Below are 16,971 nucleotides of genomic sequence, written 5' to 3'. Positions count from 1 at the left end.
ATGACGACGATCCTGCGGGAAGGCGGTGCGCTGACCGGGCGCACCGTCGCCATCCTGATGGAAACCGACTACGTGGAGCCGGAGATCGACTACTACCGGCTCCGGTTCGCCGAGGAAGGCGCGCAAGTCCACCTCCTCACCCGGTTGTGGGGCCAGGACAGCATCACCTTCATCGGGCACGAGCACCGGCTGCCGCTCACCGTGGACGGCGACCTGGAGCAGGTGGACGACGAGCGGCTGCGCGGCTACGACGCGCTGATCGTCCCCTCGGGCATGGTGTCGGACCGGCTGCGCTACGCCGAGACGCCGGACGGCACCGCGCCCGCCGTGGACCTGCTGCGCCGGGCGTTCGCCGAGCCGACGGTGCTCAAGGGCATCATCTGCCACGGCCTGTGGCTGGTCGCGCCGATCGCCGACGTGGTCCGCGGCCGTCCGGTGACGTGCCACAACAACCTGGTCGCCGACGCCCGCAACATGGGTGCGCAGTACGTGGACCAGGACGTGGTGGTCAGCGGCGACCTGGTGACCGCCCGCAGCGCCGACCACTGCCACCTGTTCGCGCGCACCGTGATCGACCTGCTGGCCGCCCGCACGGCGGACCGCACGGCGCGCTGGTGGCGGTCCTCGGTGCGGACCACGGGGGTGCCCGGTGGCCGCTGACCCCTTGGCACACGTGCGGATCTCGGACCTGGTCGCGGGCTACGTCACCGCGGTGCACCCGGACCGGGAGCTGGTGGACCTGCGGACCAGCGACGGGCGCCCGGTGCGGGTGGGCGTGGACCGGGCGTCCGCCGAGCTGCTGCGCAACCTCGGCGAGCCGCACACCGACCTCACCTCACGCCGACTGGAACTGCTGACGCCCGGACGGCACGTGCTGGTGCACGGCATCTACTCGCCGACCGGCGAGGGGCACGTCTTCGACGCCACCCGGATCGTGTTCCTGGACCGCGAGGCGGGGGAGTACGCGTTCGCCCGCCCCGGCTGGTGGACCCGCCAACTGCGGGAGCTGGCCGCGTTCTACCGGACCGCGCAGTTCGGGACGGGCGAGGCGGACTTCGCCGACTACCGCACGATCCTGCGGCTGGGCGGCGACAAGAGCGGACGGCACGTGCAGGAGACCGACACCATATCGCGCCTGGTGTACGGGATGGCGTCGGCGTTCCTGCTCACCGGCGAGGACGATTTCCTCGACATCGCCGAGCGCGGCACCAAGTACCTGCGCGACCACCTGCGGTTCGCCGACCCGGAGAACGACGTCGTCTACTGGTACCACGGCATCGACGTCGCCGACGGCGTGGAGACGAAGCTGTTCTCCTCCGAGTTCGGCGACGACTTCCGGTCCATCCCGGCGTACGAGCAGATCTACGCCCTGGCCGGGCCCACGCAGACGTACCGGATCACCGGCGACCCGGAGATCCTGGACGACGTCGACGCCACCGTGCGGCTGTTCCACCGGTTCTTCCGCGACGAGGCGCGCGGCGGGTACTACTCGCACATCGACCCCGTGCACCTGTCGCCGGACCACGAGTCGTTGGGCGCCAACAGGTCCCGGAAGAACTGGAACTCGATCGGCGACCACGCCCCGGCGTTCCTGATCAACCTGTTCCTGGCCACCGGGCGGCGGCAGGACGCCGAGATGCTCCAGGAGTGCTTCGACCTGATCGTGGAGCACTTCCCGGACCCGGCGAGCCCGTTCGTGCAGGAGCGGTTCCACGCGGACTGGACGCCGGACCGCGAGTGGGCCTGGCAGCAGGACCGCGCGGTGGTGGGGCACAACCTCAAGATCGCCTGGAACCTGATGCGGATGAACGCGATCCGGCCCAAGGACACCTACACCAAACTGGCCCGGACCATCGCCGAGACCATGCCCGCCGTCGCCGGGGACACCCAGCGCGGCGGCTGGTACGACGTGATGGAGCGGATGCCGCGCGCCGGTGTGCCAGGCCACCGGCTGACCTGGCACGACCGCAAGGCGTGGTGGCAGCAGGAGCAGGGCATCCTGGCCTACCTGGTGCTCGCCGGGAACACCGGCGAGGCGGAGTTCCTGCGGCACGCGCGGGAGTCCGCGGCTTTCTACAACGCGTTCTTCCTGGACCACGACGAGGGCGGCGTGTACTTCATGGTCCTCGCCGACGGGACGCCGTACCTGCTGGGCACGGAACGGCTCAAGGGCAGCCACTCCATGTCGATGTACCACTCCGCCGAGCTGTGCTACCTGGCGGAGGTCTACGACCGGTTGCTCGTCCGCGGCCAGGCGCTGGACCTGTGGTTCCGGCCCCGGCCGGACGGGTTCGCCGACCGGGTGCTGCGGGTGGCGCCGGACGCCCTGCCGCCCGGCTCGGTGCGGCTGCAGTCGGTGGAAATCGACGGCAGGCCGTGGGACGGCTTCGACCCGGAGGGCCTGACCGTCCGACTGCCGGATGCCACGTCGTCGGTGAAGGTGCGGGCGCGGCTCGTCGCGTCCTGACACCGCCACGGGACCTACCACGGGGGGAGAAGAGGATGAAGGCAGAGCTGACGGCGGCCGGGCTGACCGTGGCGCCCGCGCCGCCGCAGCCGCTGGGCGCACGGGTGGTGCCGGGCGGGATCTCGTTCGCGGTCCGGTCCTCCGGTGCGACGGCGGTGTCGCTGGTGCTGTACCGGACCGGCGCGGCGGAGCCGTTCGCCGAGGTGCCGTTCCCACCGGAGTGCCGGATCGGCGGCGTGCACGCGATGACGGTGCGGGGCCTGGAGCCGGACGACCTGGAGTACGGCTACCGGGTGTGGGGTCCGAGCGGTCCGGGTGACCGCTACGACCCCCGGCGCGTCGTGGCCGACCCGTACACCCGCGCCATCGGCGGTGGCGGCGAGCGGTGGGGCGGTCCTCGGCAGCCGTTCGAGGGGTTCCGGTACCGCGGCCGGGTCGTGGCGGGCGGGTTCGACTGGGAGGGCGACCGTCCGCTGGGGCTGCCCGCGCGCGATCTCGTCGTGTACGAGTTGCACGTGCGCGGGTTCACCCGCCACCCGTCGTCCGGGGTGGCCGGGCCCGGCACCTATGCGGGGGTGGCCGAGAAGATCGGCCACCTCCGCTCCCTCGGGGTCAACTGCGTCGAACTGCTGCCGGTGTTCGAGTTCGACGAACTGGCCAACGACCGGTTCGACCCGGTGGCGAGGCAGGCGCTGTGGAACTACTGGGGGTACAACACGGTCGGCTTCTTCGCGCCCAAGGCCGGGTACGCGTCCACCGGGGACGCCTCGGTCGAGCTGAAGTCGATGGTGAAGTCGTTGCACCGGGCGGGGATCGAGGTGGTGCTGGACGTCGTGTTCAACCACACCGCCGAAGGCGACGACAACGGGCCGACGATCTCGTTGCGCGGCTTGGACAACGAGGTGTTCTACCTGCTGGACCCCGACGGGCGGTACCGCAACTACAGCGGCACGGGCAACACGGTGAACGCCAACCACCCGCAGGTGGTCGAGTTCATCCTGGACTGCCTGCGGTTCTGGGTGTCGGAGTACCACGTGGACGGGTTCCGATTCGACCTCGCGGCGGCGCTCACCCGCGGGCCCGACGGCACACCGCTCACCGATCCGCCGCTGCTGCGGGCGATCGAGGCGGACCCGCTGCTGCGCGACACCAAGCTCATCGCCGAGGCGTGGGACGCGGCCGGGCTGTACCAGGTCGGGTCGTTCCCCGCGGCCGGGCGGTGGGCGGAGTGGAACGGGCGGTACCGCGACACCGTGCGGCGTTTCGTCAAGGGTGACGCGGGCGTGGCGGGCGAGCTCGTGCGGCGCCTGAGCGGTTCGCCCGATCTCTACGGCGACCGGGGGCCGCTGACGTCGGTGAACTTCGTGACCTCCCACGACGGGTTCACCCTGGCGGACCTGTTCTCGTACAACGAGAAGCACAACGAGCGCAACGGCGAGCACAACCGGGACGGCGAGCGGACCAACCACTCGTGGAACTGCGGTCACGAGGGCCCGACGTCGGACCCGGAGGTGCTGGCCCTGCGCGAGCGGCTGACCCGCAACGCGTTGACGCTGCTGCTGCTCAGCCGGGGCGTGCCGATGCTGGTGGCGGGCGACGAGTTCGGCCGCACCCAGCAGGGCAACAACAACGCCTACTGCCACGACGACGAGCTGTCGTGGGTCGATTGGGAGCAGGCCGCGCGCAACGCCGGGCTGCTGGAGTTCACCCGGTCGCTGATCGCGTTCCGGCAGGCGCACCCGGCACTGCGGCGCGACACGTTCGACGGCGTCGAGTGGCACACGCCGGACGAGTCGCCGGAGAGCCGGGTGGTGGCCGTGACGTTCTCCGCGCCGGACGACGAGGTCTTCCTCGCCGCCAACGCCTTCTGGGAGCCGGTGGACATCACCTTGCCCCCGTTGCCGGAAGACCGGGAGTGGCGACTGTTCGTCGACACGTCCGACGTCCACCGGGAAGTGCCCGACCAGGACCGGATCACCGCGGGGCCCCGCTCGGTCCTGGTGCTCACCGCCGCCCCGCGAGGAGGAGTGCAGGGATGACGCTGTACACGAAGTTGGAGATGGACGACGACCAGGTCACCGTGACCCTGACGGGTTACGCGGGCCCCGAGGCGGTGTCCCGCCTGGACCGGCTGATCAGCGCGGTGGCGCTGCTGCCGGTCCAGCGGCTGGTGTTCGACCTCGAACGCCTCACGGCCCTGCCCACGGCCGGCCTGCGCAGCCTGCTGATGGCGCACCAGGTCGCCGGGGCGGACCTGAGGATCGAGATCACCGGCGCGCGGGGCTCGGTGGCGGAGACGATCCGGCTGTCCGGGTTGGCCGGCACGCTGGCGCCACCGGCGGCTCCAACGGTGGCACTCGTGGCCTGACGACCTCCGGTGGGCGGGCCCCGTCCCGCCCACCGGAGGGCTCCGACCGATCTCCGCGTTGATCTCCGGTTGGTCGGAGGCCGACCCGTCGAGGTCGGTCCGCTCGGCGTGCAGACCGAGCGTCCCGCTCACACCGTTACCCGCCGCGTGCCGGACAACGGCGGGGCGGTGCGCAAACGGCTTGATCCACTCCACCCGGACAGCGACCACAGGATCGGTCACGAGGCATCGCTAGGCTGGAAGCCGACACCGAGGAGAAGAGGCAGCGGCAGTGCGCTACGTGGCCATCGGCGACAGTTTCACCGAGGGAGTGGGCGACGAGCTCCCCGACGGGTCGCCTCGGGGCTGGGCGGACCTGGTGGCGGCGGGACTGGCCACCGGCCTGGGTGAGACGGTGCAGTACGCCAACCTCGCCGTCCGCGGTCGTCTCCTCGAACCGATCGTCACCGAACAGCTCGACGCGGCGTTGTCCCTGTCGCCGCCGCCCACGCTGGTCACGCTGAACGGCGGCGGCAACGACATGATGCGACCCGGTATCGACGTCGCACAGCTGGTGGCCTTGACCGAACAGGCGGTCCGGCGCTGCCTCGACGCCGGTGTGCGGCTGACCCTCCTCAGCGGCGCCGACCCGTCGGCCCGGCTGCCCTTCGGCCGCACCGTGCACCGTCGCGGCGTGGCGCTGACCTCGGCGGTCGCCGACCTGGCCGAGCGCAACGGCCTGGTGTTCGTCGACGTGTTCAACGACGAGGAGATCCGCCGCCCCGCCTACTGGTCGCCGGACCGCTTGCACCTCAACGCCACCGGCCACCAGCGCGTCGCGGCCCTCGTGCTCACCGCCCTCGGACACCCCACGACGGCACAAGCGGTCGAACCAGACCCTGCGGACACCCGCACGGCGCTCGGCGAAGCCCGGTACTACCGCCGGCACGTGCTGCCCTGGCTGAACCGCCGCCTGCGCGGACGCTCCTCCGGCGACGACCGACCGGGCAAGCACCTCGACTGGATCCCGGTCGAGGCGATGCCGCGAGTCTGACGCCGGCAGCCGCCACAGTGCCGTCGGCCACGGTCCCGCCACCAGCGCCCACGCCAGGAATCGCCCGCAGCCCTTCTCACCGGGCTCCACGAGCCGCCCGTGTCAACGCGGCATCGTGGCGGCCCACGCCCGGATGCCGTCCAGGTGCTCCGACCGCACGCCGTGCCGCGGGTCGACGTGGCACAGGTTGGTCGGGACGCCCGCCCGGTCCCGGTCGAACCACGCGCGTGCCTCGCGGTATCCGTCGTCGTGCTCGTCGTCCAACCACGCCAGCGGCCGTCCGGCGGCGTACGCGGCAACGGCCCGCCACTTCCAGTTCCCGTCGGCCACCCACCCGTCGTCACGGTCGTAGTCGGTCTCCGGGAACTCGATCACCGGCAGTTCGGGCAGCCCGATGGCCGGCGCGACGAGCGCGTTCGCCAGGTGCATCCACGTCGTGGCCCACACCAACTCCAGCCCCGTGTCCTCGGCCAACTCCCGGAGCAGGGCGCCGTGCCCCGGGTTGAGCCACACCCGCACACCCTTGTACCGCCGCGCGTCCCGCCCCGAGTACCAACCCCCACGCCGCGTGTACCGGAACGTGCGATACCCCTCGGGACGACGATGCCGCTTCGCCGCGTACGGGTTCAACGGCCCGTCCACATCCAGCAACAACAGTCCCCGCATCGACCCCTCACCTCCGTCGACCACATCGTCGGACACCGGCCCGACAGCGGTCCATCCGTTTACGGCTGCCCCGAAACTCCGGGGTCGTCGCAGGTGGCCGATGGGCGGTTCGGCGCAGTAGCGTCGGGTTGTGCCGGAACAGGGAGAGGTCATCGCCGGGCGTTACCGGCTGGTGTCGCTGGTCGGGCGCGGGTCGATGGGGGTGGTCTGGCAGGCGCACGACGAGCGGCTCGGGCGGGTGGTCGCGGTCAAGTTCCTCAGCGCGGCCGTGGACTCGCCGGACGCGGTGGAGCGGATCGTGCGTGAGGGGCGGGTTGCCGCGCGGTTGCGGCACCCGCACGCGATCAGCGTGCACGACGTCGTCGAGCACGACGGGAAGCCGTGCCTGGTGCTGGAGTACCTGCCGTCGCGCAGCCTGCAGGAGTTGATCGCCGAGCGCGGGCCGTTGCCGGAAGCGCTGGTGGCCACCATCGGCAGCCAGGTGGCGTCGGCGCTGGCGGCGGCGCACGCCGCGAGCATCGTGCACCGGGACGTCAGCTCGTTCAACGTCCTGCTCGCCGAGGACGGCACCGCGAAGATCGCCGACTTCGGCATCGCCCGGGCCGTCGGCGAAGGCACGGTGAGCGACGCCCGCGTCATCGTCGGCACGCCCGCGTTCCTGGCGCCGGAGGTGGCGGCGGGGGAGGAGGCGACGTTCGCCTCCGACGTCTTCTCCCTGGGCTCGACGCTGTACGCGGTGCTGGAGGGCGGTCCGCCGTTCGGGACGGTCGACAACCCCTACGCGCTGCTGCGGCGGGTGTCCGCCGGGGAGATCACGCCACCCCGGTCGAACGGCCCGCTGGCCGAGGTGCTGCTGCGCATCCTGCGGCGCGACCCGGCGCAACGGCCGACGATGGCCGAGGCGCACACCCTGCTGGCCGCGGTCGCGGAAGGACGGTCGGTGCCGGGCACGGCGCAAGTGCGGCCACCCGGTGGAACGATGCTGCTCCCCGCACCCCGCCGCGTGCGATGGCGGACGATCGTGACGGTCGCCGGCGCCGCGGCGTTGGTCGCCAGCGGCATCGTGATCGGCACCGCACTGCAGGACGGCGAACAGGCCAACAGCGCCCAATCCCCAACCTCCACGACCACCACCACCGCCACCACCACCGCGGCGACGCGCAGCTGCGACGCACGCTTCGAAGTGATCAACTCCTGGCAGGGCGGCTACCAGGTCCAGGTCACCGTGCACAACGCCGGCGCGCGCAAACTCACCGACTGGACGGTGACCTGGTCACAACCCGCCGGCCACACCATCGGCAACCTGTGGGACGGCACGCTCACCCAGGACGCCACTTCGGTGACCGTCAGCAACGCCAACTACAACGCGGTGCTCCCCGCGGAAGGCTCCACCACCTTCGGCTTCACCGGCAGCGGCACCGACCTCCCGCGCCCGGAAGTGACCTGCACATCCGGTGAGTAAGGCGGGTAACGGCGGCCGGTCGCTCGGCGCGGCTCCGCCGAACCGACTGCGGATCGCGGCGAAGGTCCGTATCGTGCTCCCGTGCTTGATCGCATCAAGGGAAATCCCCGTGCCGCGGCGTTGTTGGCGGCCGAGTTCGACTTCGACGTCGAACGCCTCGATCACGTCGAACCAGTGCGACCGGGGTGGGGCGGTGAACTCCGTCCCGTTGCCGGTGACGCCTCGGGCGGCACGTTCTTCGTGTGCGGCGGACCTGTGCTGTACGCGAGTTCCGAGGGCACGGCCGGAATCCTCGCCGCTGACCTGACGGCCATGGTCCAGCTCGTCATCGGTGTGCCGACCTGGCACGACGTGGTGGGCCGCGCGCCGGACCTCGACGCCATGCGCGCTGCCTTCGAGTCCGCCCACGCGGAGTTGACGGAGTTCGAGCCGGACATCGACCGGCACCAGGCCGAGGTCTCGGCGGAACTGGGCCTCGACCGCGTCCCGGTCGACGAGCTGCTGATCCGCCTGCGCACCAGCCTGACCGAACTGTCGCCCCGCTACCGGCTGCTCAACGAAGAAGGCGACGAGTACGACGGCCTCTACGAGCACGACCACCTCTGACCACCGGCTGATCGCCGGCCGATCGACGAAAGCGGCCACCCCGGTCGTGTAAGCACTGACCGGGGTGGCCGCCCACGTCACTTCAGCCCGTACGCCCGGATGATCGTCTCGTCCACCGTGTTGCCGTCGGCGTCCTGCGCCTTGGCCCGCAGTGACACGAACTTCGCGTCGGCCGGGTGCTCGACCAACGCCAGCCAACGCTCACCCAGCTTGCCCACACGGGCCCGCTGCCACGACTTGCCGTCGTCGTAGGACACCTCGATCTCCGGCGTGCGCACACCCGTGGCCGTCGGCGACCCGTTGCGCTGCGCGTACACCGGGATCACGAACGGCCTGCCCGCGTGCGCCCGGTTCCGGTCGTCCAGCACCGGTGCGAAGCGCACCGCCAGCAACGGGAGCGCGGTGGGCGTCTCGGCGTGCTCCGAGGTGAACGTCCACGTCGAGGTGATGCTGGTGGACAGCTCCCACATCCCGCTGCGGGTCACCTCCGCGCGCAACTCGTACGTCCCCTTGTCCGCCGGGACGGCGCCGGCGACGTACCCGTCCGCCTCCGTCTGCGCGAGCACCACGCCGTCCCGGCTGAGGGTCGTCCGGGCCTGGTCGGAGCCCGACGACCCGATGCGGTCGGCGGCTTGGTCGGTGAACATCGGGATGTTCGTGTAGACGTAGTCCCCGTTTCTCTCGTTCCACATCTCGTTGCCCATCGGGAAGGCCGGGCTGAACACCGCGGCGTTCCACTTCTCGGTCCGTGGTGGCGCACCGGCCTCGAACTCCCTCGGCAGGGCGGTGTGCAGCTTGGTGTGCTGGTACATGGTGTCGGGATCCATCTCGGACAACATGGACGTCCACGGCACGCCGGGTGTGTAGTACTCCGTCACCCGCAACGGGAGCGGCCCGGCCGCCAGGTAGTTGCGGAACCCGAACGCGCCCGGCCCCTGTGCCGCGGACACCGTGCGCACTTCGGCGAAGTCGCGGTCGGTGAACGTGCGGTGCAGGTCGTCCGGCACGCCGCCGTCGTGCCGCCACAGGACGTTGTACTGGTACGGGCTGCCGTGGAAACGGCCGGTACCGTCCGGTTGCGCCAACTTCGCCTCGACGGTGAACCGCGCCCGACCCGGCCGGGACGTGCTCGACGGCTCCCACGGCTGTACCGCGAAGGTCGGTCCGAACGTGACGGAGTTGGTGTACCCCCATTCCGTCAGGATCTCGATCGCCATCAGGACGTCACCGGGTTGCGCGTCGGGCTTGTCCAGGGTGATGGCGGCCTGCTTGCCGCGTCGGGCATCCATGACGAGCTCGGTCTTCCCCGAGACGACGAGTTCCGGCTCGGGGAACGCGGTGAGCGCCCCGCCGTGCTGCTGCGTGCCCACGAACGCTTCGAAGAAGTAGCGGCCCTTGGGCAGCCGGAGTTCGAGGGCTCCGCCCGTTTCGTAGGAGAGGAGTCGCTCCCTGCGGTCGAGGTTGTCGAACCGGTAGGAGTAGGCCGTTGTCGGCTGCCCCTCGCCGTCGATGAAGGCGAGCTTGACGTCGTAGCTCTCGATCTCCTTGGTGACGGTGAGCGGCGTGCGCACCGAGGTCCCGTCACCGGACGCGACGACCGCGCCGCTGTAGCCGCCGTCCGGCGTGTCCAACGCGGTGGTGGTCGTGATCGTGACGTCGGCCTGTCCGCCGGCCGGGACGGTGACCTCGCTCGGCGACGCGGTGACCATGCCCGGCGCCGGCCGGCCGTCCACGCCCCGCGCCTCCCCGTCGACACGCAAGGTGATCGCCGTGCTGCCGTGGTTGGCGTAGGTCACGGTCCGCACGATCGGCGCGTCGTCGTGGTGCGGCCACAGCGCCGTGCCGAAGTTGAGCACGGCCGGTGACGCGGTCACGGACTGGCGTACCGCACGGGCCACGTCGAGCCGACCGCTGCCCTGCTCGTGCACCGTCCGCGCCGGGTTCGGCTCGGCACTGCCGGTCAGCGCGGTCTTGAGCCGGTCGGCCGTCCAGTCCGGGTGCTGCCCGGCGAGGATCGCCGCGGCGCCCGCCACGTGGGGTGCCGCCATCGACGTGCCGGACAGGGCGACGTGGCTGTCGCCGACGGGCTCGCCGATCGTGCCGTTGCGGGCGCGGGCGGCGACGATGCCGACGCCCGGTGCGGTGATCTCCGGTTTGACCGCCCCGTCGCCCGGTCTGGGACCGCGCGAGGAGGAGTCGGCGAGGGCGTCCGTGCGGTCGACGGAGCCGACGGTCAGCGCCGAACTCGCGGCGGCGGGGCTGCCGATCGTCCCGGCGGCAGGGCCCCGGTTGCCCGCCGAGACGACGAACAACGCACCGGTGTCGGCGGTGAGCCGGTCGACCGCCTGCGACAGCAGGTCCGTGCCGTCGCTGGGGAGCGACGAGCCGAGACTCATGTTGATCACGTCGGCGCCCGCGGCGGCCGCCCACTCCATGCCCGCGATGACGGTCGAGTCGCGACCGGAGCCCCGGTCGTCGAGCACCTTGCCGTTGAGCACCTTGCTGTCCGGCGCGACGCCCTGGTACTTCCCGCTGCCGGTGATCGTGGCGGCGACGTGCGTGCCGTGGCCGACCCGGTCGTCGTCGGTGTCGCTGTCGGTGAAGTTCCGCGACTCCACCACGGCGTCGGCGAGGTCGGGGTGGGTCTGGTCGACACCGGTGTCGAGCACCGCGACGGTCGTGCCCCGACCGGTGTGCCCGGACTGCCACGCCTGTGGCGCGCCGACCTGCCCGACGCTGTGGTCGAGCGTCGACCGGACCGGTCCGTCCAGCCAGACCTTCGCCACGCCCGCCGTCCGGGCGCCGGCGAGGAAGTTCGCCGACTTGTCGGCCGTCATCGCGTAGCCGTTCACGCTCGGCAACGCCCGCGCGTCGCTCGTGCCCGCGATCCCGGTGGCGGGACCGTCGTAGGTGACGATCAGCGGCGTGACCGGGCCGGCGGTGTCGTCGTAGCCGTCCCTGATGAGCGCGCTGACGTCGAACAGCCGTGGGTCGAGCCGCCCGGCCGTGAGATCGGTCTGCGCGTCGGCGGGCACGACGTGCAGGTCACCCGTCACGTCGGTGCGCAGCGAGAACGCCACGCCCTCCCGGCCGGGTCCGGGCCGCACCTCCGGCCGACCGCTCCGGATCGTCACCCGGTCGCCGGTCAGCAGGGTGACCTCGCCATCCGGGGACGCCGGCGCCGTGAACCCCTGCGGTTGCGCCGTCTCCGCGATCGCAGGTCCGTTCACAACCACCACCGCCGCGGCCGCTACGACGAACGCGGCGGCAAGGGCGACCTTCCTGGACATGTACAGCGTTCTGTGAGCCATACAGCTCCCCCAGCCACGTGGCAGTGCCTCACGACTGCCACTCCGGTGCTTAGAGTCGGGAAAGGGCTCACTTGTTGAGTCGCTTCACCGGGTGATTGCCGGCAGCCAGGACCGGCCGGTGAGCGGGTGCATGACATGCTGGCAACGGCAACGCGTTCGGGGGTGGGTATGGCGGCGAAGCGCAAGCGCAGTGTGGCGCCTTACGTGGCGCTGCTGGTGGCGCTGATCATTTTCGTGCCGGTCGTCCGGGAAACGGTCTTCGACCTGCTCGGCCCGCTGCTCGACCTGCTCGAGGACGCCAATCCGTTCGGCGCCTAGTACGGCTTCACCGTCGGTACGGCCGGTTCCAGGCCGGAGTAGCCCAGGGTGCGGTCGTAGGCCTCCCGCCAGGCGCCGCCGTCGAGTGCCTCGTTCAGGATCTCGTTGACCTTGTCGCGCAGGGGCTTGTCGTGGTGGGCCAGGCCGATGCCGTACTCGACGGAGGCCGTCGAGTAGACGGACAGGTTGAACTCACTAGCGTTGATCGACGCATAACCCGCCAGCACCGCCTCGTCGGAGACGACCGCGTCCACGCGCTTGTCGGCGAGCGCGTCGACGCACTCCTGCCAGGTCTGAACCAGCAGGATGTCGGATTCCTCGACCTCGCCCCCGTTGCTGAGCGCGTGGTGGGAGGACGAGCCGGTCACCGTGCACACATCGTGCCCGCGCATCGAGGCGGGCCCGCCGACCTGGTCGTGTTCCTCGCGCACCAGCATGCTCGGGGCGCTGATCAGGTACGGGCCGGCGAAGCTCACCCGCTGTTTGCTCTCCTCGGTGATCGGATAGCTGCCGATGACCATGTCCACCGCGCCAGTGGCGAGGGCGTTCTCGCGCTCGGCTGGGCCGACCGCGGTGAAGGTGATCCGGTCCTCGTCGAAGCCCAACCCGGCCGCGATCAGCTCGGCGATCTCGATGTCGAAGCCCTCGTAGGACTGGGACACCGAGTCCCACCGGCCGAGTCCTGGCTGGTCGTCGCGGACGCCGATGGTGACGGTGTCGCGCACGGCCATGCGGTCCAAGGCCGACGAGCCGGCCCGCTGCTGCCAGGCCACCCACAGGATCGCCGCGATGCCGAGCACTGCCACCACCGTCAGGGTGATCGCCACCTGGCGTCGTTCGCGAGGCGGCATGCCGTGCTGCGCCGGCCGGGGTGTCGGCTGCGTCGTCGTCGGCTGCGGCGTGGGTGGGGGCGCGGGTCGGGTCGCGGTGTCCGGCGTGATCCGTCGGGTCGGCTGCCTGCTCGGGGAGAGCAGCGTGACGGCTTCGGTGGCGGTGAGCCGGGTGGCGGGCTCCTTGCGGAGCAGGCCGGCGATCACCGGCCCCAGTGCGCCGGGGACCGGCTGCGGCTCCTGGCTGAGTACGGCCGCGAGCACGCCCTGCATGTCGTCGCGCTGGAACGGGGTGGTGCCGGTGACCGAGAAGTACAGGGTGACGCCGAGCGCCCACAGGTCGCTCGCCGCCCTGGCACCCTCGCCGTTGATCCGCTCCGGTGCGAGGTACTGCGGCGAGCCGATCAGCTGGTTGGTCGCGGTGAGCGCGGTGCCGCCCTCGACCGCGGCGATGCCGAAATCGGTGAGCACCACCCGGTCCCCGTCGAGCAACACGTTGGCCGGCTTGACGTCCCGGTGCAGGACGCCCTGCTCGTGGATGTCGGCGAGCGCGTCGAGCAGTTGCCGGGCGATCTCGACGACCCGGTGCTCCGGCAGCGGACCGACCCGCTCGACGACCTCGGCCAGCGAAGGACCCTCGATCAGCTCCATCACGATCCACGGCCGGCCGTCTTCGAGCACCACGTCGTGCACGGTGACGATGTTGGGGTGGCGCAGCCGTGCGCTCGTCCGTGCCTCGCGGAGCGTGCGCTGGAAGGCGGGCGTGGACTCCTCCACGGTGCCGAGCAGCGTCACCTCCTTGACCGCGACCTCGCGTTCGAGGAACTCGTCGGTGGCCCGCCACACGGTGCCCATGCCACCGCTGCCGAGCCGGGCTCGCAGCCGGTACCGGCCGGCCAGCAGTCGCCCCTCGCGATCATGCATGTGAAGAAGATACGCGTCAGTCGGCCATGATCGGCTCGGTCAATTGCGAGCCGTCCGCCTTGCCCACGAAGCAGTAGATGAGCCGGCTGGAGCTGCGGTAGCCGTTGGAAGTCCGCATCTTCCACGCCTCGGCCGTGGGGACGACCACCCAATACCGCAGGGTGCTCTCCTTGTTCTCCCCGAGGACTTTGGACGACAGGAAGGTCCGCGTGCACTCCGTGCCGCCCAGCTTGGTCAGCTCCTCCACCGACGGGTAAGGAACGTCCTTCTCCACGTCGGAGTTGGCCAGGACCGTGTCCATGAGCTCCACGTCGTGTGGGGCGTAGCAGCCGACATCGTCGCTCGTCTCGATCTTCGGCGCGTCCTTCGCGGGCAGCCAGGTCAGGCAGTCGTTGCCGAACGTCCGCAGAGTGGTGTCCTTGATGTCCCCGTCCGGTCCCAGGGTCAGCACCGGTTGCATGGCAGGCGAGGTGGCCGGCGAGTCCGGTTCCGTCGTCTGCCCGGTGGCGCCCAGCGTGAACGTCGGCTTGAACACGGTGATGTACAGCAGGACCATCGCGCCGATCACCACCAGCGAGGTGAGCGTGGTGGAGAGGATCAGGCCGATCCGGTGCTTGCGTTCGGCCGCCGACAGGGCCGGACGGGGTGACGCCGGCGTGCGCACGGTCGGCGGGTCGACCGGTTCGGCGAGGTCCTGGCCGGAGCCCAGTGCCCGCTCGATCAGCCGTTGGGCCTGGGGCGCACGCAGGCGGAGTTCCGGGTTGGGCTCCAGCAGGCCGACGATCAGCTCCGCCAACGGGCCGGGGGACAACCGCGGCCGCGGACGTTCGGTCATCACCGCGAGCAGGGTCGCCGACGTGCTCTCCCGCTCGAACGCGCCGTAGCCCTCGGTGGCGAAGAACAGGGTCGCGCCCAGCGCCCACAGGTCCCAGGCGGGCGAGGCCGGACCGGCGGAGAGCCGTTCCGGCGACATGTACGCGGGCGAGCCGATCAACGTGCCGGTGGCGGTCAGCCGGGGATCGTCCAGCGCCTGCGCGATGCCGAAGTCGGTCAGCTTCGCCGAGCCCTTCGCGGGCACCATCACGTTGCCGGGCTTGACATCCCGGTGCACCACGCCGGACTCGTGGGCGGCCTCCAGCGCCGACAGCAGCTGCGCGGCGAGCCTGGCCGCGGCCTTGGCGCCGAGCGGGCCGTCCCGTTCGACGAGCTCGGTCAACGTCGGAGCCTTGATCAGCTCCATCACGATGTAGATCTGGTCGCCCTCTTTGATCAGGTCGTAGACCGTGACCACGGCGGGGTCGGCCAGCCGACCGGCGATCCGCGCCTCCCGCAGCACCCGCTCCTGGTAGACGGCGCGCTCGTCGGCAGGCACACCGCCCGGCACCATCAGCTCCTTGATGGCGACTTCCCGGTCGATCATGCTGTCCCGCCCCAGCCACACCGCACCCATGCCGCCCCGCCCCAACTCGCGGATCAGCTGGTAGCGCCCGTTGCCCACCTCACGCATAGTCGGGAAGTTTCCCAGCCCGCACGACCGTCCCGTAAGCAGGGCGGCAAGCCGAACCCGCGTGGCGTCGGGCGGTGGGCCGTCGACGTCGGGCCTGCACCATGGAAGGCCCCCGGCCCGGAAATCGGGCTCGACCCGGTGGCGCTGATCGGGTTGGCTGGTTCGGTGACCCAGCAGGCAGCCGCAGAGCCGTCGCCCCCGAACGATCCGCTGCCCGCGTTCGACTTCACCGACTGCCCCGCATTACCCGCAGGCGCCGATCCGGCGCTGTGGCGCTGCGAAGTGCTCATGTCGACCGGCACCATCAGGATCGGCGACCTCGGCGAACAGCACCCCATCGCCTTGCGGCTGGTCTTCGCCGAAGGACAGCTGGACGGGAAGTTCGCCCAGGTCTTCGGCTCCCTGCGGGCCGAGCCCAGCCCGGTGCCGGGCGGCCTGCCCGGCATCCCGGGAACCGAGGAGCTCAACCCGCGCGCCGACCTGCGCATCGAGTACGCCGGATTCGCCGACTTCCTCTCCGTCGGTGACCGGATGGGCGAACTGCACCTGAAGATCAGGGTGATCTCCGCGCTGCTGCCGGACACCTGCGCGATCGGCGGCGACGAGGACCCGATCAGGCTCAAGCCGATCAGGACCATCGACCACGAAGTGATCTCCACCGACCCGGCCGTGCTCGGGTTCACCATCGAGGACAGCGAGTTCGCGGTACCGGAAGCACGCGGCGGCGGCGATCTCGACCGGCTGGTGAACCGGCGCTTCGGCCTGCCGTCCCCCTCCGGCGCGAACGCGATGACGCTGACCACGCTGGTCGGGCTGAGGAGCTACACGCAGCTTTGACACCCCAGCTCGGCACCCTGGAGACCCTGCACCGCGATCCACACCCTGTTCGGGACCCCAGCGCCTATCGCCCCACCGAGTCGGAGATGGCCGCCCTGCTGGACGGGTCCGCGCGGCTGCCGGACCAGCGGCTTACGGCTTACGGCAGGATGCCGGGCCGGAACGGCTCCACGCCGACGACGTGGCGGACGCGGGTGGGCTCGACCAGGACCATCACCCGTTGCTCGCCGGGAACCAGCCATTCGTAGCGGTCGGTTCCGACGTACTTCTTCGCCAGCCGGTCCATGCAGCGCTCCGCCTCGTCCCCCTCGACGAACCGGACCACCCGACCCCGGATCTCCACCCGGTCGTAGGGGTTCTCCGGGGCCACGCAGGACAGCGACACGCGCGGGTCGCGGCGCAGGTTCTCCTCCTTCACGCGGCCGCGGGAGGTGTTGAACATGACGTGATCGCCTTCGACGTCGACCCACATCGGCGTCACCTGCGGGGAGCCGTCCGGGTTCACCGTCGCCAGGTGCCAGAAGTTCGGCGCCGCCAGCCGCGCCCTGACCAGTGCGTTCAACTCCACCACGTCACTCCCTGCGCCGAAGCCGCTACCAGGACACGTGATTGTTGCGCAGCGCCACCAGGATGTCACCCATG

Annotated in this window: 14 protein-coding genes; 9 read left to right on the top strand and 5 right to left on the bottom strand. The window is 71.1% G+C overall.

Features of this window, described 5'->3' with window-relative positions; translation table 11 throughout:
* The 5 genes from ALI22I_RS30265 to ALI22I_RS30245 all read left to right on the top strand — a co-directional run bounded on the left by ALI22I_RS30265 (nt 1) and on the right by ALI22I_RS30245 (nt 5,868).
* A complete protein-coding gene (locus ALI22I_RS30265) occupies nt 1-660 on the top strand; it encodes a DJ-1/PfpI family protein (protein WP_077008933.1) in 660 nt (219 codons plus the stop codon).
* Entirely contained in the window at nt 650-2,467 is a 1,818-nt protein-coding gene (locus ALI22I_RS30260; RefSeq protein ID WP_238598648.1) for an AGE family epimerase/isomerase, read from the top strand. Before ALI22I_RS30265 ends, ALI22I_RS30260 begins: the two co-directional genes overlap by 11 nt.
* A gap of 35 nt (nt 2,468-2,502) precedes the next feature.
* Nucleotides 2,503-4,506, top strand: a complete 2,004-nt coding sequence (locus ALI22I_RS30255) for a glycogen debranching protein (RefSeq protein ID WP_077008932.1) — start codon at nt 2,503-2,505, stop codon at nt 4,504-4,506.
* Nucleotides 4,503-4,835, top strand: a complete 333-nt coding sequence (locus tag ALI22I_RS30250; RefSeq protein ID WP_077008931.1) for an STAS domain-containing protein — start codon at nt 4,503-4,505, stop codon at nt 4,833-4,835. The genes ALI22I_RS30255 and ALI22I_RS30250 overlap by 4 nt, the downstream gene beginning before the upstream one ends.
* Nucleotides 4,836-5,106: 271 nt before the next feature.
* Nucleotides 5,107-5,868 (top strand): SGNH/GDSL hydrolase family protein, encoded by a 762-nt coding sequence (locus ALI22I_RS30245; RefSeq protein WP_077008930.1) that lies wholly within the window; start codon nt 5,107-5,109, stop codon nt 5,866-5,868.
* A gap of 102 nt (nt 5,869-5,970) precedes the next feature.
* Here ALI22I_RS30245 and ALI22I_RS30240 read toward each other — a convergent pair whose 3' ends face one another.
* A complete protein-coding gene (locus ALI22I_RS30240; protein WP_077009321.1) occupies nt 5,971-6,534 on the bottom strand; it encodes an HAD domain-containing protein in 564 nt (187 codons plus the stop codon).
* Nucleotides 6,535-6,664: 130 nt separating this feature from the next.
* On the opposite strand from ALI22I_RS30240, the gene ALI22I_RS30235 reads away from it, so the two are divergent.
* The gene (locus ALI22I_RS30235; protein WP_077008929.1) at nt 6,665-7,996 is read left to right on the top strand and encodes a protein kinase domain-containing protein; all 1,332 of its coding nucleotides are present in this window, start codon (nt 6,665-6,667) and stop codon (nt 7,994-7,996) included.
* Between the two features lie 81 nt (nt 7,997-8,077).
* Nucleotides 8,078-8,602, top strand: a complete 525-nt coding sequence (locus ALI22I_RS30230) for a hypothetical protein (RefSeq protein WP_077008928.1) — start codon at nt 8,078-8,080, stop codon at nt 8,600-8,602.
* Between the two features lie 77 nt (nt 8,603-8,679).
* On the opposite strand, the gene ALI22I_RS30225 is transcribed toward ALI22I_RS30230, so the two are convergent.
* Nucleotides 8,680-11,913 (bottom strand): S8 family serine peptidase, encoded by a 3,234-nt coding sequence (locus ALI22I_RS30225; RefSeq protein ID WP_077008927.1) that lies wholly within the window; start codon nt 11,911-11,913, stop codon nt 8,680-8,682.
* A gap of 126 nt (nt 11,914-12,039) precedes the next feature.
* Here ALI22I_RS30225 and ALI22I_RS49730 point away from each other — a divergent pair, with 126 nt between their 5' ends.
* Nucleotides 12,040-12,231 carry a hypothetical protein gene (locus ALI22I_RS49730; RefSeq protein WP_143532511.1) on the top strand — a complete coding sequence of 64 codons (192 nt, stop codon included), beginning with the start codon at nt 12,040-12,042 and terminating at the stop codon, nt 12,229-12,231.
* Here ALI22I_RS49730 and ALI22I_RS30220 read toward each other — a convergent pair.
* Entirely contained in the window at nt 12,228-13,985 is a 1,758-nt protein-coding gene (locus ALI22I_RS30220) for a serine/threonine-protein kinase (RefSeq protein ID WP_077008926.1), read from the bottom strand. The two genes, ALI22I_RS49730 and ALI22I_RS30220, sit on opposite strands and share 4 nt — an antisense overlap.
* A gap of 16 nt (nt 13,986-14,001) precedes the next feature.
* On the bottom strand, nt 14,002-15,492 hold the full coding sequence (locus ALI22I_RS30215; protein ID WP_077008925.1) for a serine/threonine-protein kinase: 1,491 nt from the start codon (nt 15,490-15,492) through the stop codon (nt 14,002-14,004).
* Between the two features lie 165 nt (nt 15,493-15,657).
* Here ALI22I_RS30215 and ALI22I_RS30210 point away from each other — a divergent pair, with 165 nt between their 5' ends.
* Complete coding sequence (locus tag ALI22I_RS30210) at nt 15,658-16,329, top strand: hypothetical protein (RefSeq protein ID WP_143532510.1); 672 nt, start codon at nt 15,658-15,660, stop codon at nt 16,327-16,329.
* A 139-nt stretch (nt 16,330-16,468) separates the two neighbouring features.
* Here ALI22I_RS30210 and ALI22I_RS30205 read toward each other — a convergent pair whose 3' ends face one another.
* Nucleotides 16,469-16,897 (bottom strand): PPOX class F420-dependent oxidoreductase, encoded by a 429-nt coding sequence (locus ALI22I_RS30205; protein ID WP_443216978.1) that lies wholly within the window; start codon nt 16,895-16,897, stop codon nt 16,469-16,471.
* Nucleotides 16,898-16,971 lie beyond the last annotated feature (74 nt).

It is taken from the genome of Saccharothrix sp. ALI-22-I, assembly GCF_001984175.1.
Classification (GTDB): Bacteria; Actinomycetota; Actinomycetes; order Mycobacteriales; family Pseudonocardiaceae; genus Actinosynnema.
This window is presented reverse-complemented; position numbering and strand designations above follow the sequence as displayed.

Bases quoted from the DNA above. Each gene is read 5' to 3' on its own strand.
- ALI22I_RS30265 (WP_077008933.1), top strand. From the start codon at position 1: ATGACGACGATCCTGCGGGAAGGCGGTGCGCTGACCGGGCGCACCGTC.
- ALI22I_RS30255 (WP_077008932.1), top strand. From the start codon at position 2,503: ATGAAGGCAGAGCTGACGGCGGCCGGGCTGACCGTGGCGCCCGCGCCG.
- ALI22I_RS30250 (WP_077008931.1), top strand. From the start codon at position 4,503: ATGACGCTGTACACGAAGTTGGAGATGGACGACGACCAGGTCACCGTG.
- ALI22I_RS30240 (WP_077009321.1), bottom strand. From the start codon at position 6,534: ATGCGGGGACTGTTGTTGCTGGATGTGGACGGGCCGTTGAACCCGTAC.
- ALI22I_RS30225 (WP_077008927.1), bottom strand. From the start codon at position 11,913: ATGGCTCACAGAACGCTGTACATGTCCAGGAAGGTCGCCCTTGCCGCC.
- ALI22I_RS30220 (WP_077008926.1), bottom strand. From the start codon at position 13,985: ATGCATGATCGCGAGGGGCGACTGCTGGCCGGCCGGTACCGGCTGCGA.
- ALI22I_RS30215 (WP_077008925.1), bottom strand. From the start codon at position 15,492: ATGCGTGAGGTGGGCAACGGGCGCTACCAGCTGATCCGCGAGTTGGGG.